This window comes from Actinoplanes sp. OR16 (assembly GCF_004001265.1).
Classification (GTDB): domain Bacteria; phylum Actinomycetota; class Actinomycetes; order Mycobacteriales; family Micromonosporaceae; genus Actinoplanes.
In genome coordinates this window covers 8483330-8506230 of record NZ_AP019371.1, presented here as the reverse complement: position 1 = coordinate 8506230, position 22901 = coordinate 8483330, and the positions used below count along the sequence as shown (strand labels likewise).

The following is a 22901-nucleotide window of genomic DNA, read 5'->3' as shown; positions in this document are numbered from 1 at the left end:
CGCTACTGCCAGGTGCGCGCCTCACGCTCGAACAGGTCACCCTGCGACTGGATCGGCACCACGCAGAACAGGTGGCCGCCCGGCGCCCGCAACGTCTGGTGGCCGCCGTTGTCGACGACCACCGTCGCGCCGAGCCCGATCAGCCGGGCCGCCTCGGCCGCGACGTCGTCGGTCTCGATGTCCACGTGGTAGCGGGGAGAGTCGTCGACGGCCTGCACGTCCACGGCGAGCCCGGGGAACGCGCCGATCAGGGCGGTGAACTCCTCCTCGCCCGGCACGGGTTTGGCGGTCGAGCCGAGCGCCTCCGACCAGAACGTGGCGGCGGCGCCGGCGTCGGCGAGCGGGGTGTCGATGAAGATGCCGAAGAGGCGGCTGCGATGCATTCGGTGATTTTATGCGTACAGACCGTCCAATTGCGACTGATAGCGCTTCTCCACGACGCGGCGGCGCAGTTTGAGCGACGGGGTGAGATCACCGCCCTCGACGTCGAGGTTCTCCTCCAGGATGGCGAACTTCTTGATCGTCTCCCAGGAGTTGAGGCCCTTGTTGAGTTCCTCGACGCAGCGGGCGATCTCCTCGCGCATCTGATCCGACCGCGCGATCTCGGCGTGCGACGCTTTCTCCAGGCCATGAGCCGGCGCCCACTTGCGGGCCTCGTCCGGATCCAGGTCGATCAGGGCGGTGATGAACTTGCGGTTCTCGCCGTGCACCACGACCTGGCCGGCCAGCGGGCACAACCCCTTGAACCGGGCCTCGATCGCCTGCGGCGCCACGTACTTGCCGTTCGACGTCTTGATCAGGTCCTTCTTGCGGTCGGTGATCCGCAGCGATCCGCGCTCGGTGATCTCGCCGATGTCACCGGTGTGCAGCCAGCCGTCGATCAGGGTCTCCGCCGTCGCCTCCGGCATGCCGTGGTAGCCCTGCATCAGGCCCGGCCCCTTGAGCAGGATCTCGCCGTCGTCGGCGATCCGGACCCGGGTGCCGGGCAGCGGTACGCCCACCGTCCCGTACTCCGGGTCCGCAGGCCGGTTGAAGATCGTGGTGGCGCACGACTCGGTGAGGCCGTAGCCCTCGGCGATCGGCAGCCGGATCGCGTCGAACCAGGCGGCGATCTCGGGGGAGAGGGACGACGCGCCGGAGATGAAGAACCGCATCCGGCCGCCGAACCGGTCCCGCACCTTCGACAGCACCAGCCGGTCGGCGATCGGCCGCAGGGCGCCGCGGCGCAGCGCCACACCGATCGCCCAGCGGTAGAGACGCGCCTTGAGGCCGCCCTCGCGTTCCATCGTCGCGGCGACGCCGGCGTACACCTTCTCGAAGATCCGCGGGACGGCCGGCATGATCGTCGGGCGGACCTCGGCGAGCCGCTGCACGATGGCGCTGACGTCGCCGTCGACGGCGAACTCGAAGCCGACCGACAGCTGGCAGGAGAGCAGTGCCTTGCCGAACGCGTGGGAGAGCGGCAGCCAGAGATAACCCAGGTCGCCGGGGTGGACGATGCCCATGGCCTGGATGGCGAGACCTTGGTAGATCCAGGCGTCGTGTCCTACGCGGACGCCCTTGGGCAGGCCGGTCGTTCCCGAGGTGTAGATCAGGGTGGCGAGGTCGTCGGGGCCGATCTTGGCGGTCTCCTGCTGGACCAGATCCGGATTCGTCGCTAACTTCTCCCGGCCGAGCGCCTTCAGCGCTCCAAGATCCAGGGTGCGGGAGTCGCTGTCCGTGCCGGCGGGCGAGTCGCCGGCCGCGGTGCGGGAGTCGCCGGCCGCGGTACGGGAGTCGCCGGACGGGGCGGGGCCGTCGATCAGGATCGCGCGCTCGACGGTTCCGGCCGCCAGGATCTTGGAGAGCTGGGCGGCGTTCTCCACGAACACGAAGCGGCTGCCCGAGTCGGTGAGGATGTGCCGTACCTCTTCCGGCGACGAGCTCGGGTAGACCGTCGTCGTCGCGCCGCCCGCGCACATCACCCCGAAGTCCGCCTCGATCCACTCCACCCGGGTGGCCGAGCAGATCGCCACCCGGTCCTGCGGCCGCAGTCCGAGCGCCAGGAGTCCCGCCGCGATCTCGGTGACCGCCTGCGCGGTCTCCGCCCAGGTGCGCGAGATCCAGCCGCCGCCGGGGCCGGGGGTGCGATAGGCGGGAGCATCGGGGGTACGCGTGGAGCGCTCCAGGAACATCGCCCCGAACGACCGGGGACCGTCGGCCCGCAGACGGGCGACGAGCGCCTCCTCGGCGGCGGGCGCGACGCACTCGTGGGTCATGGATTCTCCTTACGCCTCGACCATGCGGCACAGCCACGTGGACAGCTCGTCGACCAGCGACGGCAAGTCGGGTTCGGGTGAAGCGTCCAGCGCGTCGCAGGCGCTCTGACGCAACGCGTGGATGGCGCCGAGGTAGGCGCTGAAAGGCACACGGTCCGCCGTACCGGGAAAGCGCTCTGACCGCAACCGTCGCACGAAGCCTGCCAACGCGGTGAGCGCGGCGCGGCGGCGCTCGCGGGCGGCGCGGCCGAGAGCGTCCATCTCCACCTGGAAGGCGCGGGCCGCGACGAGATCGCGCTGGAGTGTGCCGAGGTAGGAGGCGACGAAGCCGCGGACACAGCCCGGCCAGTCGGCGCCGGTCGTGCCGCTCTCGGCGAGATGCTCCAGGAATACCGCGATGAAACGGTCGTAGGCCGCGTAGATGCAGGCGTCCTTGTCGGCGAAGCACTCGTAGAAGGCGGCCCGCGACACCGCCGCCGAAGAGCAGATCTCCCGCACGCCGAACCCGCGGTAGCCCTCGCCGGCCAGCAGTTCGGTCGCGGCGATCAGCATCCGCTCGCGCTGCGTGGCGGTCACCTCGTCGCGGCTGAGCACATGCCGGCCGCGGGGCAGCGTCGGCGGCGTGGTGAAGACGACGCCGCTGGTGATACGCATGGGCCCCTATCTGAGTACGCCGTGTTACTTCAATCCTCCCACGCAGTTTCCGCGTCACTCGACAAGCCCTCCGGCCCGGCCCGGCAGGATGGAACCGTGACAGACGATCTCAACATCGCCCTGACCGCCGCCCTGGCCGGATCCGCCGAAGGCCTCCGCCACTTCGCCGGGGTGGCCGCCCTGCCCCGCGAGCTCAAAGCCGACGGCAGCGTGGTCACCGCCGCCGACCGGGCCGTCGAGACGGTCATCCGCGAGGTGCTGTCCTCCCTCGTCCCCGGCGACGCCGTCCTCGGCGAGGAACACGGCGCCACCGGCTCGGACACCGGCCGCCGCTGGATCATCGACCCGATCGACGGCACGGCGTTGTTCGTCGAGGGCGACGACCGCTGGCTCGTGCTCGTCGCCCTCGAGGACCAGGGCGCGATCACCGCGGCGGTCGCGGTGGTGCCCGCGCAGGCACGCTTGTGGTGGGCCGGTCTCGGAGCAGGGGCGTACGAGGGAAGCATCGTGGCGGGCGACATCACCGAACAGCGACGGATCCACGTGGCGCCGTCCTCGGTGTCCTCGCCGTCACCCGGCACCTCATTGCTGGGCGCCAGCACCCTCGGCGTCGTGCCGGACTGGGGCCGAGCACCGGCCGAACCCCTGATCGCCCTCGCCGACGAGCGCCCCTGGCCGGTGCACCCACCCCTGCTGGTGGCCCGCGGCGACCTCGACCTGGCAGCCCAGACGAGCGGCCAGATCTGGGACTTCGCCGCGACGTCCCTGATCGTGACCGAGGCGGGCGGCAGTTACGCCCGTTTCGACGGCAGCCCCCGCCCGGGTCCCGGTGCCTCGGTCTACGCCCGAAGTCCCGAACTGCGTGACGCCGCCCTGGAGGCACTCCGCCCCGCCGCCTGAACCGACGCCCGTCCGTGCCCACTGCGGGCGTTCGGTGCGGCCGCCGCGTGCTCACCGCGAATCATGAGCGCTCCTGCACACCGGGACGGCGAGGATCGTCCAAGATCCGTAGGGCGCCGCGCCCGGGTTCGACCCGCGGTGAGTGTGGCGGCCTCGTGTGGTGAGCCGAGGTGCGTTCCGCGCCCGGATCCGGTACGCCTTCAGCGAGGCGACCTCGTGGGCGTGTGACGCGGGGCGTGTGATCGGCTGGGCTGGGGCTCCCTGATGCGGTTCGGGACCACTCGCTGTGGTGGAGATCTTGGAAGGTGCGCGGTTTGCGGAGTGTCGGCGGTGCTCCAGGCCCCACGAGATTCCATCACGTGGCCGTCTCCGGAGCGCAGCGTGATGCGCCGGCGAAGATGCTCACCCCGTCCGCGGATCGTGGACGATTGCGGGCCGCCGCATCGTCCACGATCCGCCAGGGCGGGTCGGGTGGGGGTCAGGGCGTAACGGTGGCTGCGGCCAGGGGACGCCACGTCACGGCCAGGATGGTGGTCATCTCTGCTGCCGCTATCCAGAACGGCGTGGTCAGGCCCCATGTCGCGGCCATCGCGCCGCCCAGCAGGGTGCCCAACGCCGCGCCGCCGGTCTCCAGGAGGGCGTAGACGCTTCCGACGCGGCCGAGCAACTCGTTCGGGACCAGGCGCTGGCGCAGCGTTGACGTGATGACACCCCAGACGACGGTCTGGACGCCGAAGAGGATCAGGACGGCGCCGGCCAGCCACGGTCGCGTCGTCGCGGCGAGGGTCACATGGGTGACGGCTTCGGCGAGGAGGCCGGCGCGGAGGACGGCGGTATTGCCGAAGCGCGCGGTCAGCCGGGTTGCGACCCCCGCGCCGGCCAGGCCTCCTACGGCGAACGTCGTCAGCAGGAAGCCGTAGCCGACCTCTGAAACACCCAGCCGCTGACGGGCGTAGAGCACGAAGACCGCGAAGGCCGTACAAAAAGCGATATTTCCGAAGCCCATCGCCATGGCCAGCGTCCGCAACAACGGATGCCCGAGCAGGAAGCGCAACCCTTCCCCGATGTCCGCGCGCAAGGAGGCGCGCGAAGGACGGCGGGCGACAGGAGGAGAAAGCGGACCGGCCGGCAGGGAGGCGATCAGCAGCGCCGACACCACGAACGTCAGCGCGTCGAATCCGAACGGCGCGGCGGCGGCTATACCGAAGAGCCAGGCGCCGAACGGCTTGGCCGCGAACTGGTTGGCGATCGTGAAGGTGGCGGCGAGCCGTGCGTTCGCCCGAGGCAGCAGGTCCGGCGCGACCAGCCGGGGCAGCAGCGCGCCGCTCGCCGTGTCGGCGAGGGTCTCGCCGGCGCCGAGGGTGAAGAGCACGAGGTAGACGAGGGCGACGGAGACGTGACCGGTCGCGACGGCCGCGGTCAGGACGGTCAGTGCGAGGGCGCGGCCCAGGTTGACCAGGGTGATCAGGCGGCGGCGGTCCAGGCGGTCCGCGGCGGCGCCGCTGAGCAGTGCGAAGAGCAGCCAGGGCAGCTGCTGGCAGAGGACGCCGCCGGCGATCAGGGCCGGATCGGTGGTGATCGAGGCGAGCAGCAGCGGGCCGGCCACCATGGTGATGCCGTCGCCGAGGTTGGAGATCGCGGACGCGGTCCAGAGACGGTTGAAGCCCGCGCCGAGGCGCGGGATGAGGGTACGCAAAAGGAGCTCCTCGAACCAGGAGGGAAACGGTCGTCGAGAACCGCCCCGCCACGACGAGGTGTCAGTGGCAGGCGGTGACCGTGACCAGGCTGAGGCGCATACCGAGATCCTTCCGCGAAAAGACCGGGCCGCCGGAAGGCGGCCCGGTCAGGATATCAAGCGTTGTAACTGTTCAGGAACGCCAGCAGGTCCGCGTTGAGCTGGTCCTTGTGCGTGTCGGTGATGCCGTGCGGGCCACCGGCGTAGACGCGCAGCGAAGCGTCCTTGATCAGCGCCGCCGACGCCTTGCCGCCGACCTCGAACGGCACGACCTGGTCGTCGTCACCGTGGATCACCAGGGTGGGTACGTCGAAGGCGGCGAGGTCACCACGGAAGTCGGTGGCCGAGAACGCGGCGATCGACTCGTACGCGTTGCGGTGCCCGGACGCCATGCCCTGCAGCCAGAAGGAGTCCCGCGGGCCGCGCGGCACGTTCGCGCCCGGCCGGTTGTTGCCGAAGAACGGGCCGTCGGCGAGGTCCTTGTAGAGCTGTGAGCGGTCGGCGAGGGAACCGGCGCGCAGGCCGTCGAAGACCTCGATCGGCACGCCGCCCGGGTTGTCGTCGGTCTTCAGCATGAGCGGCGGGACCGCGGAGACCAGCACGGCCTGGGCGATCCGGGCGGTGCCGTGGTTGCCGATGTACCGGCTGATCTCGCCGCCGCCGGTGGAGAAGCCGACGAGCGTGACGTCGCGAAGATCGAGGCTCTCCAGAAGGAATGCCAGGTCGGAGGCGTACGTGTTCATCTCGTTGCCGTGCCAGGTCTGGGTGGACTTGCCGTGGCCGCGCCGGTCGTGGGCGATGACCCGGTACCCGTTCTCGGCGAGGAAGAGCTGCTGTGCCTCCCAGCTGTCCGAGTTGAGCGGCCAGCCGTGGCTGAGCACGACCGGACGTCCCGTGCCCCAGTCCTTGTAGAAGATCTGGGTGCCGTCGGAGGTCGTGACGAAACTCATGAAGTGGTTCCTTCCAGCGGAAAATGGGTCTACGGGAATCCCATCAGCTCACCGGCCCCGGAGCCACGCAGGAAATTACGCAGAACTGATCGCGGCCAGCTGCATGCGGGCCAGCTCGATGCCCTTGGCGAACTGTGTCTCCTCGAGCAGTTCGAGCGCCCGGGTGAGGTCGGCCCGGGCGGCCTCCGCCTCGCCGAGCGCCACGCGGACCCGGCCGAGGGTGAGGTGCACCTGCCCGACCAGGCTGTTGTCGCCACCGTCCAGCACCAGGGGCAGCGCCAGCTCGGCCTGTTCCCGGGCTTCCTCCCAGCGGCCCAGGTCGGCGAGGATCTCCGCGGCGAAGGTGTGCGCTCCGGCTCGTGCGCTCTGGGCCGGACGCGGAGCCACCGGCCGCCGCTCGACCTCCCGGGTCGTCGCCGCGAACATCTCGAGCGCCTCCTGACGCCGGCCGAGCGCCGCCAGGAGCAGCCCCAGACCTTGGAAGTGCTGGACATAGGCGTCGTGGTCACCGGATTCATCGGACAATCTCTGAGCCTCGGTGTACGCCTCCAGCGCCGCGTCGAGCCTGCCCGCGAACCGCCAGGCCGTCCCCGCGTAGGTCAGCGCCCACGCCTGCTCCTTGACGTCGCCGAGTTCCGTGGCGAGGTCGTGGGCGGCCAGCGCGATCGACGCGCCCTCCTCCGGGCGCCGGGCCGCATGGGTGGCCGCCCAGGCGAAGTAGTTGAGGTGGGTGACCTCCTGATGCCGGTCCGGCAGCCGGGACGCGGCGGTCCGGGACAGCCCGTACACCTCGTACCAGCCCTGCCAGAACGCCATCGAGTCGGAGAACCAGTGCATCGCCTCGGCGACGTCGACGACCAGCTGGTCCAGGCCGGCCGCGGCGGCGGACCGCAGGGCGCCGAGCCAGTTGTCGACCTCGGCCCGCAGCCAGGCGCCGGCCTCCTCCTGGGTGGCCAGCGGGATCATTCCGGTGTAGCCGCCGGGCAGCGCGCCGTACCCCGGTTCGAACCAGCGGCCCGCTACGACGGCCGTCTCCAGCAGCCACGTGGTGAGCTGCCGATCGGTGGCGGCCCGGACTCCGGCGGGTTCCTCGATCTTCAGGCGCTGGGCGGCGTACAGGCGGATCAGGTCGTGGAAGCGATAACGCGCCGCGCCTTCCGGCTCGGGCTGCAGCAGGCCGAGTTCGACGAGCTCCTCCAGGCCGTCCAGGGCGTCGTCCGGGTCGGCGCCGGTGAGCACGGCGGCGATCTCGGGGGAGAAGCTGAAGCCGGGTACGTGGGCCAGCCGCCGGAACAGCTCCCGCGCCGGATCGGTCAGCTGAGCGTGCGAGAGGGCGAACGCGGTCGCCACCCCGGTGTCGCCGAGGGACAGGGCGGCGAGCCGCCGGTCCGCGTCGGTGAGGCGTTTGACCAGGTGCGCGACGGTCCAGGCGGGCCGGGTGGCGAGCCGGGTGCCGGCGATCCGCAGCGCGAGGGGCAGGTGGCCGCAGAGGTCGGCGACATCGGCGACGTCGGCGCCGGCCGCCTGCGCGGCGATCGCCCCGAGCAGCCGCGCCGACTCGTGGGGGGCGAGCGGTTCCAGGGGGAGCCGCAGCACCCCTTCCAGGCCGCCGAGCACCCGCCGGCTGGTCACCACGGCGAGGCTGGCGCCGTCACCGGGGAGCAGGGGGCGTACCTGGGCCTCGTTCGCCGCGTTGTCGAGCACCAGCAGGCAGCGCCGGGACGCGAGGGCGGCCCGCAGCTGGCTGGAGCGTTCCTCGTTGCTCTCGGCGATCCGGCGCGGGCTGACGTCGAGCGCGCGCAGCAGCCGGACCAGGGCTTCACCTGCCGCGAGCGGGGTCTCGTCGGTGCCGCGCAGGTCGAGGTAGAACTGCCCGTCCGGGTAGCGTTCGTCGAGCAGCCCGGCCAGGCGGACGGCGAACGCGGTCTTGCCGAGCCCGGCCTGCCCGTGGATGACGACGACCGGCGACGGCCCGGATAAAGCCGATATATGCCTATATATGCGCTCGATCTCATCGGTGCGGCCGACGAAGTCCGACACCGCCCGCGGCAGCTCGCACAACCGGGGGCCCTCCGAGGAAGCCCGGGAGCGCTGGTCCTCGGCGAGCGCCGACAGTTCGCCGAGCTGGTCCGGCGGCAGGCCGAGGCCCTCGGCGAGCGCGGCGAGCGTCCGCACCTGCGGGGCCCGGCTGTGCCCGCGTTCCATGTCGCTGATCGCCCGGCCGCTCACCCCGGAGGCGGCGGCGAGCTGATCGATGGTGAGGCCGGAGGCGCGGCGCAGGGAACGGAGACGGTTACCGAAGGACACGGCCCTACTCAACCAGAGGGCGCGTGCAGGGTGATCGTGGTCCAGATGCCGACGTGTACCTGGTCACCGTCCTTGAGCGTGCGGGACTGCCCGGCGGTGAGCGGGGCGTCCTCGTCGTTCAGATATGTCCCGTTCGTCGAGCCGAGATCGGAGACCAGCCACTGGCCGTCGATCGTCAGGGTGAGCAGCGCGTGGTTGTGCGACACCCCGGGGTCCTCGGTGAGGTCGAGGTCCGGCGTGGTGCCCTTGGACGAGCTGCTCCGGCCGATCCGCACCTGCGGGGCCGGCAGCGTCACGGTCTGCTCGGGCGCGCCGTCGGGGAAGGTGACCCCGTCCACCTCGTTGGCGTCGAAGTAGACCCGGTCGGCGAAGACGGTCGCGGTCCACTGCCCGGGCGGCGGGCCGGGCAGTGGCGAGTCGAGCTGCGGGACCCGGCCGGTGCTGTGGTCGTAACCGCAGTCCTCGCAGAAGCGGGCGCTGCCGCCGCGGGGCGCGCCACAATGCGGGCAGGGCGGCTCGGATGAGGACTTGGGTGATGAATCGGGGATGGTGACGGCCTCCGGGGACGGCGCGGCGCCGATCTTGGAGCCGCACGTGTCGCAGAAGTCGCTCTCCTCCGACGCGTGCCCCTTCGGGCACGTGTAGACCGTCACTGGGCACGCCCCACGCGAACGGTCTTCGTCGACCGGGTGTCCAGCGCCATCTCGTCCTCGGCGTTGACCTTGCGTCGCAGCCGGACCGTTCCGGTGACCGCGTCGTCTATCTCGACGACCTTGGCGAGCAGCTCGGACGTCGCCTCGTTGCCGCTGGCGTGAGCGAGCTGGGCGGCCCGGCCGAACTTGAGCGTCGCCGTACGGTCGTCGCCCGCCTTCTGCGCGGCCAGCCCCTCCTGGATCGCCGACGCGAGCTCGGCCTGCCCGGTGTAGTGCGCCACCTGCCGGTTGATCCGGGTGGAGAGCGTGGTGTCGTCGGTCCACACCGCCCGGACCAGCGACTGCGCGTGCACGGTGTCACCTTCGACGATCGACACCCGGGCCGCGAGCATCTCGTCACCGGCCGCGCCCGGGTTCACCTCGACGCAGACGTGGTAGTCCCGGCTCTCCTGCCCCCAGGCGCCGAGCGGGTAGCGGCCGGCCCGCGGGCCGTCCTCGACCCGCTTGCCGGTCAGGTCCACCACCTGCGGCTCGACCTGCTTGACGAACCGGACCGTGGTGTTCACCGGCGTCCAGACCTTGAGCTGCACATCGGCGCTGGTCTTGCCCATCGCGGCGGTCATCATCTGCTGGAAGGCGGCGGTCAGGTCGACCGGCCGGGCCACGATGTCCACGGTGCCGAGCATCGCCGTGGCGATCTTGCGGAGTTCGGAGACCTTCCAGTTCGTGCCGACGCCCCGGCAGTCCACGGTGAACCGGCCGGCGATCGATTCGAGGACCTGTTCGAGGTAGCCGTACCGCTCGCCGTTGTCGCCGTCGGTCAGCAGGATGGCGTGCGCGATGTCGCCGGGCCGCTGCGCGAACAGCTGGGCGGCGAGGAGCAGCCAGGCGCCCATCGCGGTGCCGCCGCTGGCCTGCAGCCGGTCGATCGAGCGCAGCGCGTCGGCGCGGGTCTGCGGCGACGCCACGGCGAGCTGCCCGGGGTGCGGGTAGAGCTGCTGGGCGGTGCTGACCCCGGCGATGATCGCGAAGTGCACGCCGTCGTCGATGCACTCGACGGCGGCCTTCGCGGCCTGCCGGGCCGCGCCGATCCGCCCCTCGGCCTGCATCGATCCGGACGCGTCCACGATGATGATCTCGGTGGCGCCGGCGGTGCGGACACCGCCCGCCGTGCCGGTCGACGTGACGGTGACGATCGCGTTGACCTCGCGTGCGCCCAGGGCGAGGTATTCGTTCTGGAACGCCTCAGCGGTGTACGACACTCGATCTCCCTCAGTTTTCCTCGTCGGCGGCGGCGGCCCGGACCGGGACCAGGGCGACGGTGATGTTGTCGGCGCCACCGGCCGTGTTGGCGAACTTGACCAGGGCGCGGGCGGCCTCCAGCAGGGTTCCGGACGTCTCGACGGCCTCGCGGACGGCCGCGGCGAAGGCCGCCGGGTCGGGCAGGTAGTTCCAGAGCCCGTCGCTGCAGAGCACCAGCAGCCCGTCCGCGTCAGCGGTGAACGCGCCGACCCTCGGCATGATCGGGCCCGCGTCGGCACCCAGCCAGGCGGTGATCGCGTGCGCGCGCGGGTCGTCCATCGCGTCGATCGGGTCGGCGCCCAGCTTGATCATGTGCGTGGCCCACGAGTCGTCCTCGGTGAGCTGCTCGGCCGGCCCGTCCCCGCCGATCCAGTAGATCCGGCTGTCGCCCACCCACCCGAATCCGACGTGCGGCCCGCGTACCGCCGCGGCCACGATGGTGCAGGCCGGGTTCGAGGCGGCCCGCCGGGGATCGCCGGTGTGCGCGAGCGAGACGACGGCTTCGGCGGCGCCCGCGATGGCAGCGGCGACGACACCGGCGATGGCGAGAGCATGACCCTTTCCCGGTACGCCGGAAGCCCCCGTGCCACCACCTCCCTCGCCGATCACCACGGTCGCGTCCGGGTCGTCACCGTGGAGCACGGCGGTCGCGTCGGGGTCGCCGCCGGGCAGGACCGCTGTCGCCTCGGGGTCGCCGCCGTGCAGGACCGCTGTCGCGTCGGGGTCGCCGCCCGGCAGGACGGTCGTCGCGTCCGGGTCGCCACCGGGCAGGACGGTCGTCGTCTCCGGACCGCCGCCGGGCAGGACGGTCGTCGCGTCGGCGTCCGCGCCGAATCTCAGGGTGTCCTCGTCCACGCTGTCGCCCGGGTGCTGGGCCGCCGCGAGCAGCTCCCCGGCCGTCTTCGCGGCGATCTCCGAGGCCGCGTCGGGATCGTAGGAGGCCGAGACGCCGTCGCAGACCACCACGTCGGCGGCCGCCTCGCCGACGGCCAGCCACATGGCGTCCTCGTTGCGGTGGTGCCGCCGCCCGCGGTCGCTCACCGCCGCCGCCACGGCGCCACCGTCCGCCTCGATGTGATCCCGGGGCCGACCGGCCAGCATCCCGCACTCCTCGCAGTAGCCGTCGGCGCCGACCGCCCGGGTCGCCCCGCAGTGCGGGCACGCCCGCCGGCGCCCGGACGACGGATCGGGATCGTCGCCCGTGTCCAGCCTGCCGCCCTGCCCCGCCCCACCGGTAGTGACCGATCCGGCAGACTCGTTCTCCACTGTGGAGTTCAGGTCGCGGCCGCAGGCCTCGCAGAACGCCGCGCCGGCGGCCTTCTCGTCCGCGCACGCCGCGCAATCCATCACGATCATCGGGCCATCATCGGGCCTTGTCCGCCTCTCTCACGTCCGCGTCCGGGGCCGCGCCGCGTTGGCCTGATCGACCAGGCGGATCTTCTCCGGTCCGTGCGCGGCCCGGGCCATCTCCCGGTACGCCGCTTCCAGCGCGAACCGTACGTCCCGCTCCCCGGCGTCGCCCGACCCGGTCTCCCCAGGACGGGATCCACCGGCACGGGATCCCCCGGCACTGGAACCTCCGGTGCTGGATGCCCCGAGTATGGCCCGCGGCACGCCGGTGCCCCGGCTCAGCGTCGTGAGGGCCTGCTCCAGCAGCTCCGCCCGCAACGCCGCCAGCTGGGCGCCCTCCACCTTGAGACGCTCGATCAGCTGGGCCGCGGCGGTGAGCGAGTCCACGTCGACGGCGCCGGACGGGTGCGCCCGGACCAGCGCGCGGATCGCTCCCACCTGCGAGCCGGCGTACGCCGAGGAGGTGCCGGGAACGCGGTTGTACGCCTCGACGGCCCCGGCCCGGTCACCGGCGGCGAGCCGGCAACGGGCGAGGCCGGCCGCCGCCGTGGTGTACGCCGGGTCGGTGCGGCTCACCACGTCGTAGTGGGCGCAGGCGGCTTCCCGGTCGTCCTTCAGCTCGGCGGTGAAGCCGAGGGCCAGCCGTGGCGCCAGCTCGCCGGGCAGCGCCGACCACACCGCGTCGAACCGGGCCCGGGCCTGCTCGGGGTCGCCGGTGGCGAGGGCGAGCAGGCCTTCATACCAGGCCACCCGCCAATCCTCGCCGGCCGACTCGGCGAGCAGCGTGCGGAACGTGCGGGCCTCGTCGAACCGGCCGGTCCGGGCGCCGAGGTCGATGTGCGCCCGCAGCTCCCGTAGCCGTACTTCGAGGGTGTAGTGCGGGGCCTTGCCGAGCAGGGTGAGCACCTCGGCCGGGTCGGTCACGGTGACCGAGGCGAGGAAGGCGGCGGCCGGGTCGGTCAGGTCGATGAGCGGGGTGGGCAGGTCCTGCCAGCGCACGCCGTCGGAGTGCGGATCCGTCCGCAGCTCGCCGGTGAACAGCTTCGACGGGGCCGGCCGGGGCTCGCCGTCGGCCGCGAGGACCTGACGCAGGACGCCCATCATCTGGTCGGCCATCTCACCGGCGTCGACGAACCGCTCCGCCGGGTCGGGACGCGTGGCCCGCTGGACCAATCGGTAGAACGCCTCGTGCCGGACGTACACCTCGAAGTCGTCCCGATCCGGAAGGCTCTCCTTGAACGTGCTCTGGTAGCCCCGGAAATCGGTGGTGAGCACCGCGAGCGTCCGGCCGATCGTGTAGAGGTCGGAGGCGATCGACGGCCCGGCGGTCGCCATCTCCGGCGCCTGGTATCCGATCGTGCCGTAGAGCGCGGCCTCCTGATCGTCGATGTGCACGACGCCGCCGAGGTCGATGAGCCGCATCTGGTCGCCGGACTGGATCACGTTGTCCGGCTTGAAGTCGCAGAAGATCAGGCCGCGGTCGTGCAGGTACGCGAAGGCCGGCATGATCTCCAGGACGTAGGCCAGGGCCTGGTAGACCGGCAGCGGCGCCCGGGCCGCCTTGAGCAGGTCCTTCAGCGACTTGCCGCCGACGTACTCCATGACGATGTAGCCGGCGCCGTCGTGCTCGACGAAGTTGTAGATCTTGACGATGTTCGGGTGCTCGACCTCGGCGAGGAACCGGCGCTCGGCCACCGCGGCGGCCAGGGCGTCCTCGTCGCCCGCGTTGAGCAGGCCCTTGAGGACCACCCAGCGGTCCGAGACGTTCTTGTCGACGGCCAGGTAGATCCAGCCGAGGCCGCCGTGCGCGAGCGGGCCGGCCACCTCGTACTGCCCGGCGACCAGGTCGCCCTTCTGCAGTTTCGGGGTGAAGTCGAACGGCTCGCCGCAGGACGCGCAGAACCCCGTCGTGCGGCCGGGCCGGTCACCCCGGCTGCGGCCGACCTGGCTGCCGCACTTGGCGCAGTACCGCCGCGACTCCGGCACCTCGCCGACGGCCATCACCGCGGTCGCCGGGTCGGCCTGCACGATCGGCGCGATCTCGACGAGCCCGCCGCCGAACCGCCGCCGCGACTGGGCACGGGAGCTGCTGCGGCCGCTGCCGCCGGTCCGGGTGGAGAGCGCCGACGAGCGGATCGACGAGGAGTCGTTGACCCGGGGCCGCGGCATGGTCGGCGCGGACAGACCGGCCGGCAGTGACGGTGGAGTGGCGACGGACGACGGGACGGGGGCCGGGACGGCCCGGGGGACCGCGGCCGGGGCCATCCCGCAGGTGTCGCAGTACCCGTCCTCGATCGTGCCGGGACAGTTCCGCAGGCAGGTGGTCACCGGGCATCCCTCGCAGCGATCGTGGTGGACAGAGCGTCCTGGTACGCGCCGAGCGCCGCTCGTGCCGCGTCCAGGTCGCACGGCGCCGTCCAGAGCGCCGCACGGGCCGCCTCGGCCAGCGGGGTCAGCGCGGTGTCCTCGCCGAGACCCCGCCGCAGGGCCTTGGCCCGGTACGCGTCGAACCTGCCGCGCAGCTCGTTGCGGTCGGCCAGCAGGGCCGTGTTGTGCGCGGCGGCGGACCGCAGGGCGGCGAGGCGCTCGGCTGCTTCCCGGTTCCACCTGGTCAGGCGCGGGGCGATCAGACTCCACTGCCCGGCGGTGGCGAGGGCCTCGATGGCGGTGAGCTCGACGGACGGGGCGGTTCCTCGTACGACGGCGATCCTCTGCTCGGGAAAACGCCCGGCCGCGGCCTGACGCGCGGCGTCCGCGGCCCGCTGAGCGACGGTGATCTCGGTGGTGAGCGCCCGGGCGTCGCGCAGCCGCTGCTCCAGCCAGGCACGCAGCTCGAACGCGGAGGTCCGCTCGGCGTCCGCCCGGGCGATCAGCGCACGCACCCGGTCCAGCACCGATTCCTCGGCGCTGAGCGGATCGGTGGCGAGCGTGCCGGTGAACGCGCCGAGCAGCCGGTCCGCGTCGTCCAGCAGCGGGTTGCCCTGCAGAGCCCGGGCATGCGCGAGCGCCGCGGCGGCGTCGGCGGCGCCCGGCAGCAGCGTGCGCCAGCGCTCACCGGCCCGGGTCACCACGTCGACGGCGGTGCCGAAGGCCGCCTCCATCGCGGCGAGCAGATCGGCGGGGGAGCAGACCGTGCTGACCTGCCCGGCGCCGGTGAGACCGCGCTGGGCCAGCGGAACCGTGCTGGTGGAGAGCGTGATCGAGCCACCCAGGACCAGCCGGGTGTAGGCGTCGGCGTCCACCCGCCGCTGGCCGCGTAGCGCCCGGGCGCGGGCGATCAGCTCACCGAGCTGCCGGTGACCCTGCCAGAGACGCGCGAGGGCGTCCTCGGCGTCGGCCCAGGCCGTCGCGGTCCGGCCGGTCAGAGCGGTGGCGCCCAGCTCCTTGCGGTCCGGGTTCTCGTCCAGCTCGACGAGGTTCGCCGCCATCGCGGAGACGGCGTCCTCCAGGCGCTCGAGCTCGGTGTCGGCGCGGGTCAGTGCGGGGTCGGTCATCGGTATCGCGCTGCCGGGGGTTGCGGGGCCGGACCGAGCAGGCTCAGCCACTTGACGTAGGTGTCCTTCCAGGATCCGTCGCGGCGGCTCTGCTCGAGGACCGCGTTGACGAACCTGGTGAAGTCGGGGTGTTCCTTCGAGATCGCGACAGCGTACGGCTCTTCGGTGAACGGCAGGCCGACGACTTGCGCGAAAGGGTCCTGTTTCGCCAGGCCGGCCAGGATCGTGTCGTCGGTGGAGATCGCGGCGACCTCGTTCTGCTGGAAGGCCACGAGGCACTCGCCCCAGCCGTTGCGGGCCACCGCCTCCGGCCCGGCCTTGGCGATGTTGGCGAGCGACGTCGAGCCGACGGCGGCGCAGACCTTCTCTCCGGCCAGGTCGTCCAGGCCGTCCACCTTCGAGCCCTTCGCGACCAGCAGGCGCTGACCGGCCTCCAGATAGGTGGTGGAGAAGTCGACCTCCGCCCAGCGGGCGCAGTTCGCGGTCATCGTGTTGATCACCAGGTCGACCTTGTCGCCCTCGTCGTCGAACTGCTTGGTCCGGTCGCCGTGCGGGATGACCTTGATCTGCAGCTTGTTCTCGTCGCCGAAGATGGCCTTGGCGATGAGCTTGCCCATGTCGATGTCGAAGCCCACGACCCGGCCGGTGAACGGGTCCCGCGAGCTGAACAGCGGGCTGTCCTGGCTGGTGCCGAGGATGAGCCGGCCGCTCTTCTGGATCTCGGCCATGTAGCTGCCGGCGGGCATCCTCCCCGGTGCCGGGAGTGCTCCCGTAGGACGGAAACTGGCGCGGGCGTCACACTTCTCGGGTGCCTTCGCCTGACTTTTCTGGATCTCGACTGGTTTGTCGGGGACGGCGGTGGTCGGCGGGGCCTCGGTGCACCCCGCCAGGAGCAGCGTCGTCGCCATCAGGGCGATCCGGGCACGCATCAGCGGTACTCCTCCAGACGCGCGCGAAGCCCCAGCGCGGCCAGCACGCACACCGCGATCGCCAGCAGCGGGGCCAGAACGGTCAGCGCGCCGAGACCCTTGCCGGCCGCCTCGATCCGCGCGTCGAACACGGCACGGCGGTCGTCGAGGGCCTCCTCGAGGGTGTCGGTGAGCGCCGTGAACGTGTCGTTCGCCTCCGGGCTGACCGCGAGCCGCACCGCGCCGTCGTAGTCGCCGCCGTCGTCCATGTCGCGCACCCGCTGGTGCAGGGCGACGTACGCCCTGTGCTGGTCGAAGGCCTCGGTCATCAGAGGCCAGACGCTCTCCAGCTCCGGCTCGTCGAAGGTCATCTTCGACCGGGCGTCGGAGAAGTCGATCTCGTGGGCGCCGCTGCCGGCCCGGGCCGCCAGGGTCAGCGCCTCCGAGGCCCGCTCGCGGAGGGCGAGGATGCGGCGCTCGGCCAGCGCGGTGATCGGGGCCGAGCCGTTCTCCCCGGCGTCCGCCAGATTGCCGCGTTGCAGCGTGAACAGCACGCCGGTGGCCGCGACCAGCAGCGCCAGGAGACCCGTCGCGGCGACCAGCGGGACGTTGAACGTGCGGCGCGTGGTGCGGCTCAGGTAGAGCTGGGTGCCGATCAGCGCCACGGTCAGGCCGACGACCAGGACCAGCAGCAGGATCAGCCACCAGGAGCTGCGGGCCTCCTCGTAGCCGGCGTCGACCTGGTCGGCGGCGAACTGGAACAGCGCCTGCGCCTGCGGCTGGAGCGTCTGCTGGTTGAGCTCGGAGGCGGCGGACAGATAGGAGGCGCCGACCGGGAGGCCCTGCCGGTTCGTGGCGCGCGCCGTCGCGACCAGTGCGGCGTACCGGGTGGTGCCGGCGGCGAGAGCGCGGACCTGCTCGCCGGCCTCACTGCCCTCGGGTGTGCGGCGGGACGCGCTCGTCAAGGCGGTGGTGGCATCGCGCAGGCGCGCCTCGTACCGATCGGTCAGCTCTTTGGGCTCCAGGCCGCCGGCCAGGAACGCCTGCGCCGCGATGGTGTCCGCCTCGGCGAGCGACGAATAGATGGTCTCGGCCTCGGCGAGCAGTGGCTGCGCCCGATCCCGCAGGTCGGCGGTGCCGCCGGCAGCGGACTGCGCGGTGATCCCGGCGACCAGGCCGGTGAGCGCGCCGAGGGTGAGCAGGACGGCGAGGAGCAGCTGCAGGCGGCCCGGCGAGGTGCGGCGCAACTGACCGACCCGGCGCAGGACTCCGCGGCTGCCCACGGCGGGGCGTTGCGCCAGTGCTGTGGTCAAGCGGACCTCCGTAACATCCACACTCCACTGTGCGACACTGGCGCAACTACCCTCCGTCTACTTGAGCTCGCGCTTGAGCAGCTTGCCGGTCGCCGTCATCGGCAGCGCCTCGACGATGCTCACCACGCGCGGGTACTTGTAGCTGGCCATCTGCTCCTTGCCCCAGGCGACCAGCTCCTCCTCGGTGACGGTGGCGCCCGGCTTGAGGATCACGAACGCCTTGACCTCCTCGCCGTGGCTGGGGTGCGGAACGCCGATCACCGCGGCGAGCGAGACCGCCTCGTGGGTGATCAGGACCTCCTCGATCTCCCGCGGGTAGACGTTGAAGCCACCACGGATGATCATGTCCTTCGCCCGGTCGACGATGTAGTAGAAGCCGTCCTTGTCGCGGCGGGCCAGGTCCCCCGTACGGAACCAGCCGTTCTTCATGACCTCGGCGGTCGCCTCCGGCCGGTTGTAGTAGCCGCGCATGATGTTGTGGCCGCGCACCGCGATCTCGCCGATCTCGTCGGTGCCGTCGACGGTGTTCCACTCCGGGTCGATCAGCTTCACCTCTACACCCCAGATCGGGATGCCGATCGAGCCGGGCCGGGGCTCGCCGTGCGGATCGCTGAAGGTGGCGACCGGCGACGTCTCGGACAGCCCGTAGCCCTCCAGGATCGTGACGCCGAACCGCTCCTTGACCTCCTTGATGATCTCCACGGGGAGGCTGGAGCCGCCGGAGACCGCCACGCGCATGTTGGCGGCGATGCGCTCGACGTTCACGCCGTCCTTGAGGGCGTTCAGCAGGCCCCAGTACATGGTCGGCACACCCGCGAAGAACGTGACGTTCTCGCTCTGCAGCAGCTTGACCGCCGCATCGGCGTCGAAACGCGGCAGAAGCACCAGAGTCGAGGCGGTGGCGAAGCCCGCGTTCATGTTGACGGTGCTGCCGAACGAGTGGAACAGCGGCAGGACCAGCAGATGGACGTCGGTGCCCGGCTGGGTGCCGAAGAGCCGGTTGCAGGTCAGCGCGTTGAGCACCAGGTTCGAGTGGGAGAGCTCGGCGCCCTTGGCCTGCCCGGTGGTGCCGCTCGTGTAGAGGATCACCGCGGGGTCGGTCTCGTCCCTCTGAACCGTCTCGAACGCCGGCGTCACGCCGGCGAGCGCCTGCCCGAGCGTCTCGGCGCCGTCGACCGTCGAGGCGGCCGCCGGGTCGGCGGTGATCAGGAAGAAGTGCTCGCAGTCGTCGGCGTCGCCGAACCCGGCCCAGCCCTCGGCGCCCATCGGCAGCTCCGGGGTGCCCTGGAAGCAGAAATACGCCTTGGCGTCCGAATCCTTCAGGTGGTACGCGATCTCGCGGCCCTTGAGCAGCACGTTCAGCGGGACGACGACGGCGCCGGCCTTCAGGATCCCGTAGTAGACGATCGGGAAGTACGGCAGGTTGGGGCAGGAGAGCGCCACCTTGTCGCCGGGCTGGATGCCCCGCGCGGCGAGCAGGCTCGCGACCTGGTTGGCCGCGGCGTTCACCTGCGCGTACGTCAGCCGCTGCGGACCCAGCACCACGGCGGCGCGGTCCGGGTGGTGGCGGGCGCTGTCCTCCAGGAGTACGGAGAGGTTGAGCATCCGGTGGATCCTTTTCTCGTTTGTGACGGCCGTCTCATCTGAGCATGGGAACGGCTGTGCGAGGAACCCTCCGTTTCGACTTTGTTTCCTCCGTCTCTTTCTCAAGTGCGGTCATTTATTGCCGAATGCCTCGACGTGGGAATCCCGACGTTGGACGCCGTGCACGTGGGGCGTCAGCCGATCTTCGACGCCAACGGTGTCGTGGTGGCTTTCGAGCTCCTGTTCCGCGGTCGCATGGACGCTGTCGCGTCGGGCCGGCAGGACACGTACGCCACCAGCACCGTCATGGTGAACGCGTTCACCGAGTTCGGGATCGCCGAGGTGGCCGGCACCCGGCCGTGTTTCATCAACCTCACCCGCGAGTTCGTGACCGGGCGTCTCCCGCTCCCGTTCGGGCCCGAGCAGGTCGTCCTGGAGATCCTGGAGACCGTCGAGATCGACGACGAGGTGATCGCCGGGATCACCGCCCTCGCCGAGGCCGGGTACCGGATCGCCCTCGACGACTTCGTCTGGGGTTCCGGGCACGAGCAACTGCTCGGCCTCGCGTCGTACGTGAAACTCGACCTCCTCGACGGCGACCTCACCGATCTCGACACCCTGGTCGCCGAGATCCGCCGCCACCCCGGTCTCCAGATCGTCGCGGAACGCCTGGAGACACCCGAGCAATTGGCCATCGCCGACCGCTACGGCATGGAATTGCGGCAGGGGTACGTCCTGAGCCGGCCGCAAGTGCTCAGCACCCCCAGCCTGTCCCCGTCCCGGATGCGCCGCCTCGAACTCGTCGCCGCCCTCATGCACCCGGACGTCCGCCTCGACAAGATCACGCAGATCATCGCCAGCGACCCGGCCCTCGCCATGCGCGTCCTCCGCGTCAGCAACTCGGTCGCCGCCGGCGTCACCAGCCGCGTCTCCTCCGTCCGCCAGGCGATCATGATGATCGGCCTCACCCACATCCGGCGCTGGGCCACCCTCATGGTCGTCGACGACGTCGGCGAGGCCCCGGAGGAACAGCTCCTCACCGCCCTCACCAAGGCCCGCCTCTGCGAGAACCTGGCCCCCCGCTTCCGCGCCGACCCGGGAGCGGCCTTCGTGGCCGGCCTGGTCAGTGGCATGGCCGAGCTGATGGCCCTGACGCCCGCCGCCATGGTGGAGCAGCTCCCCCTGGCGGACGACGTCTCCGACGCCCTCACGACCGGCGCGGGCCGCCTCGGCGATGTGCTGCGTGCAGTCCAGGCCTACGGCGACGGCGACTGGGGCTCGGGCGACCTGGCAGGCCCGTTCCTCGACGCCATGCGCTGGTCGACGATGACGTTGTCAGCGGCGCAGCGGTTCACCCCGGTGGCGACGGCCCACCCAGCCTGAGCCCTCGGCGCCGCCGACCTCGCACCGCGCCCGTTTGGCGCCTTGCGTACTTCCTGCCCTCCGCTTTCGCCCATCCCGCCCTCCCGCCGTGGCCGCCCTCCCGCCGTGGCCGCCCTCCCGCCGTGGCCGTCTTCCCGCCCTGTCCGTCGCGCTCTCGCCGTCGCGGCCTGGCCGTCGCGGCCTGGCCGTCGCGCTCTGGCCGTCGCGCTCTGCCCGTCGCGCTCTGGCCGTCGCGCTCTGCCCGTCGCGCTCTGGCCGTCGCTCTCTGGCCGCTGTCCGCCCTCGTCGTGTGTGGTGTCGTCATCGCGCTGCCGCTCGCGTCGTCTGTAGCGTCGTCGTCGTCGTCGTCGCCGCCGCTCGCGAGCCGTCGCGCGGCCACCATTGGATGCTCGTCCAGCGTGCTTCCTCTACGGCCGATCTCGCCGAGCCGTAGCTCAGCCACCGCACAGAGCCTGAGTTCCGTCGCTCACCTACGGCTCACACTGCGCCCCCGCCGTCTGCCCGTATCGGGCGGCCATTTGCTGCTGTGATCCCCCGGCGTCACCGACGTCCACACCTGCGGCCGCCCGATGTCAGTCGCAAACGCCCCTTGGATCACGGACACACAGGAACAAATATCTCAAAACGGCTTTTTTCTGTAATTTCTCCTGCGAAGATCAACTACGGTCCTGGTGATCGACAGCGGGGAAGTGACGGAATTGCGGAGCGACGACAACGGCGTAGGCCCGGTCATCAGCCAGCGAGACAACACCACGTCGTCGCCGGAAGCCCACCATGCCGGCCCTCTGCCGACCGCCCAGTCTTCTGCTGAGCAGCCCGAAACCGACCGCCCTGCCATCGCAGCCCCACGAACCGGCGGCGAACAAGAGCCGGTAGCCGCCACCGCCCCCGCGACTTCCCACACGGCCTCATCCCGGACCGGCGACCGCCAACGACCGGTAGCCGCCGCTCCCGCGCTCCCCGGCGCCGGCGGAATCGCCCGTCCTTCCCGAGCCGTTCCCGGTACGGCGTGGATGGCCGGCCCGTCACCCACCATCCCGAGAGCTACCCGGCCCACTGACGCCAGCACCAGCACGGGAATCCCTCTCGACACCGCCGTGGGTAGGGGCGCGACGGTGAGCAGCGGAACCGCCGTGAGCAGCGGAACCGCCGTGAGCAGCGGAACCGCCGTGAGCAGCGGAACCGCCGTGAGCAGCGGAACCGCCGTGAGCAGCGGAACCGCCGTGAGCAGCGGAACCACCGGGCCCGGAGGCGCCGCCGAGAGCAGCCGAGCAGCCGAGAGCACCGGAACCGCCGGTGGCCGAGGCATCGACGCGAGCACGGGCACAGCCGCCGGAACCAGCACAGGCTCCGTTACCGACGCTGACAGAGGTGCCGTCATCAGCACCGTTGCTGACGCCGGCAGAAGCGGCGACATCAGCACGAGCGCTCACCATGGCACCGATCTGAGCGTCACCACCGCACCGAGGCTGTCGGCGCAGCGTCCGGTGCGCCGGGCAGGCGCCGCCGAGGCAGGGCGCACACGGCTGCTGCCCGCCGCCCGGCCCGGATCCTCGGTTCTTGGGTGCGGCACTGCCCGCACCGCGCTACTCCTCACCCCCGACCTGGAAGAACGCGCTCACCACCTCCCTCTCGAACTCGTGCGGAGGGACATCGCCGGCGACCACCCCGGCGTGCCGCTCATGCTGCGGATCCGCGTGCTCGGCGAGACGACCGGCGACCCCGTCGGTGGCGCGGTGCTCGACATCCGGCACTGGGACGCGCTCGGCCGTACGCAGGTGCGCGGCGCACAGATGACCGATCAGCAGGGATACGCCGAGTTCCGCACGGTGCATCCCGGATGGCAGGCCGACGTGGCCGTGCACATCCACGCCGAGGTACACGTCGGCGGGTACCTGGCCGGCGGCCGGTCGATCGCGCACAGCGGTCGCCTCTACCTGCCCGAGGCGCTGACCGCCGAGGTCGCGCAACTGCCGCCCTACCGTCAGATCCGCACGCCGCGCGCCGTCACCGACGAGCAGGCGAGCACGCTGCACGTCGTCCCGCGGGACCGCTTCGACCTGGTGTCCGGTCTTCTGGCCTCGATCGTCGTAGCGGTCACCCCCTGACC

The 22901-nt window shown here is 71.6% G+C and carries 16 protein-coding genes and 1 pseudogene; 3 read left to right on the top strand and 14 right to left on the bottom strand.

Annotation, left to right across the window (positions count from 1 at the left end; translation table 11 throughout):
* Window positions 1–2 precede the first annotated feature (2 nt).
* Genes EP757_RS39180 through EP757_RS39170 form a run of 3 tightly spaced genes read right to left on the bottom strand, consistent with a single transcriptional unit; the run spans window position 3 to window position 2912 of the window.
* On the bottom strand, window positions 3–383 hold the full coding sequence (locus EP757_RS39180; RefSeq protein ID WP_127553378.1) for a VOC family protein: 381 nt from the start codon (window positions 381–383) through the stop codon (window positions 3–5).
* A 9-nt stretch (window positions 384–392) separates the two neighbouring features.
* Complete coding sequence (locus tag EP757_RS39175; protein ID WP_174262492.1) at window positions 393–2258, bottom strand: long-chain fatty acid--CoA ligase; 1866 nt, start codon at window positions 2256–2258, stop codon at window positions 393–395.
* Between the two features lie 9 nt (window positions 2259–2267).
* Window positions 2268–2912 carry a TetR/AcrR family transcriptional regulator gene (locus EP757_RS39170; RefSeq protein ID WP_127553377.1) on the bottom strand — a complete coding sequence of 215 codons (645 nt, stop codon included), beginning with the start codon at window positions 2910–2912 and terminating at the stop codon, window positions 2268–2270.
* 96 nt (window positions 2913–3008) lie between these two features.
* Between EP757_RS39170 and EP757_RS39165 the strand changes: the two genes are divergently transcribed.
* Window positions 3009–3812 carry an inositol monophosphatase family protein gene (locus EP757_RS39165; protein WP_127553376.1) on the top strand — a complete coding sequence of 268 codons (804 nt, stop codon included), beginning with the start codon at window positions 3009–3011 and terminating at the stop codon, window positions 3810–3812.
* Window positions 3813–4290: 478 nt separating this feature from the next.
* Here EP757_RS39165 and EP757_RS39160 read toward each other — a convergent pair whose 3' ends face one another.
* The 11 genes and pseudogenes from EP757_RS39160 to EP757_RS39110 form a co-directional block, all read right to left on the bottom strand.
* Entirely contained in the window at window positions 4291–5508 is a 1218-nt protein-coding gene (locus EP757_RS39160; protein WP_127553375.1) for an MFS transporter, read from the bottom strand.
* A gap of 155 nt (window positions 5509–5663) precedes the next feature.
* Window positions 5664–6527, bottom strand: a pseudogene (locus tag EP757_RS39155) (alpha/beta fold hydrolase); the annotation flags it as partial.
* A gap of 45 nt (window positions 6528–6572) precedes the next feature.
* A complete protein-coding gene (locus EP757_RS39150; RefSeq protein WP_127553373.1) occupies window positions 6573–8804 on the bottom strand; it encodes a helix-turn-helix domain-containing protein in 2232 nt (743 codons plus the stop codon).
* Between the two features lie 8 nt (window positions 8805–8812).
* On the bottom strand, window positions 8813–9457 hold the full coding sequence (locus tag EP757_RS39145) for an FHA domain-containing protein (RefSeq protein WP_127553372.1): 645 nt from the start codon (window positions 9455–9457) through the stop codon (window positions 8813–8815).
* Window positions 9454–10719 (bottom strand): VWA domain-containing protein, encoded by a 1266-nt coding sequence (locus EP757_RS39140; protein WP_127553371.1) that lies wholly within the window; start codon window positions 10717–10719, stop codon window positions 9454–9456. Before EP757_RS39140 ends, EP757_RS39145 begins: the two co-directional genes overlap by 4 nt.
* Window positions 10720–10729: 10 nt before the next feature.
* Window positions 10730–12115, bottom strand: a complete 1386-nt coding sequence (locus EP757_RS39135) for a PP2C family serine/threonine-protein phosphatase (RefSeq protein WP_127553370.1) — start codon at window positions 12113–12115, stop codon at window positions 10730–10732.
* Between the two features lie 30 nt (window positions 12116–12145).
* On the bottom strand, window positions 12146–14437 hold the full coding sequence (locus EP757_RS39130) for a serine/threonine-protein kinase (protein ID WP_127553369.1): 2292 nt from the start codon (window positions 14435–14437) through the stop codon (window positions 12146–12148).
* Entirely contained in the window at window positions 14434–15603 is a 1170-nt protein-coding gene (locus EP757_RS39125; RefSeq protein ID WP_127553368.1) for a hypothetical protein, read from the bottom strand. The genes EP757_RS39130 and EP757_RS39125 overlap by 4 nt, the downstream gene beginning before the upstream one ends.
* Complete coding sequence (locus EP757_RS39120; RefSeq protein WP_127553367.1) at window positions 15600–16532, bottom strand: glutamate ABC transporter substrate-binding protein; 933 nt, start codon at window positions 16530–16532, stop codon at window positions 15600–15602. The genes EP757_RS39125 and EP757_RS39120 overlap by 4 nt, the downstream gene beginning before the upstream one ends.
* A complete protein-coding gene (locus EP757_RS39115) occupies window positions 16532–17824 on the bottom strand; it encodes a hypothetical protein (protein ID WP_127553366.1) in 1293 nt (430 codons plus the stop codon). Before EP757_RS39115 ends, EP757_RS39120 begins: the two co-directional genes overlap by 1 nt.
* A gap of 57 nt (window positions 17825–17881) precedes the next feature.
* Window positions 17882–19429, bottom strand: a complete 1548-nt coding sequence (locus EP757_RS39110; protein WP_127553365.1) for a long-chain fatty acid--CoA ligase — start codon at window positions 19427–19429, stop codon at window positions 17882–17884.
* A gap of 135 nt (window positions 19430–19564) precedes the next feature.
* Between EP757_RS39110 and EP757_RS39105 the strand changes: the two genes are divergently transcribed.
* Window positions 19565–20791 carry an EAL and HDOD domain-containing protein gene (locus tag EP757_RS39105; RefSeq protein WP_127553364.1) on the top strand — a complete coding sequence of 409 codons (1227 nt, stop codon included), beginning with the start codon at window positions 19565–19567 and terminating at the stop codon, window positions 20789–20791.
* A gap of 1640 nt (window positions 20792–22431) precedes the next feature.
* Window positions 22432–22899 (top strand): hypothetical protein, encoded by a 468-nt coding sequence (locus EP757_RS39100; RefSeq protein ID WP_127553363.1) that lies wholly within the window; start codon window positions 22432–22434, stop codon window positions 22897–22899.
* The last annotated feature ends 2 nt before the right edge of the window (window positions 22900–22901 follow it).

What these genes read in the sequence shown, in the direction of transcription:
- EP757_RS39175 (WP_174262492.1), bottom strand. Translation starts at nt 2,258, where the DNA reads ATGACCCACGAGTGCGTCGCGCCCGCCGCCGAGGAGGCGCTCGTCGCC.
- EP757_RS39110 (WP_127553365.1), bottom strand. Translation starts at nt 19,429, where the DNA reads ATGCTCAACCTCTCCGTACTCCTGGAGGACAGCGCCCGCCACCACCCG.
- EP757_RS39120 (WP_127553367.1), bottom strand. Translation starts at nt 16,532, where the DNA reads ATGCGTGCCCGGATCGCCCTGATGGCGACGACGCTGCTCCTGGCGGGG.
- EP757_RS39170 (WP_127553377.1), bottom strand. Translation starts at nt 2,912, where the DNA reads ATGCGTATCACCAGCGGCGTCGTCTTCACCACGCCGCCGACGCTGCCC.
- EP757_RS39135 (WP_127553370.1), bottom strand. Translation starts at nt 12,115, where the DNA reads ATGATCGTGATGGATTGCGCGGCGTGCGCGGACGAGAAGGCCGCCGGC.
- EP757_RS39180 (WP_127553378.1), bottom strand. Translation starts at nt 383, where the DNA reads ATGCATCGCAGCCGCCTCTTCGGCATCTTCATCGACACCCCGCTCGCC.
- EP757_RS39125 (WP_127553368.1), bottom strand. Translation starts at nt 15,603, where the DNA reads ATGACCGACCCCGCACTGACCCGCGCCGACACCGAGCTCGAGCGCCTG.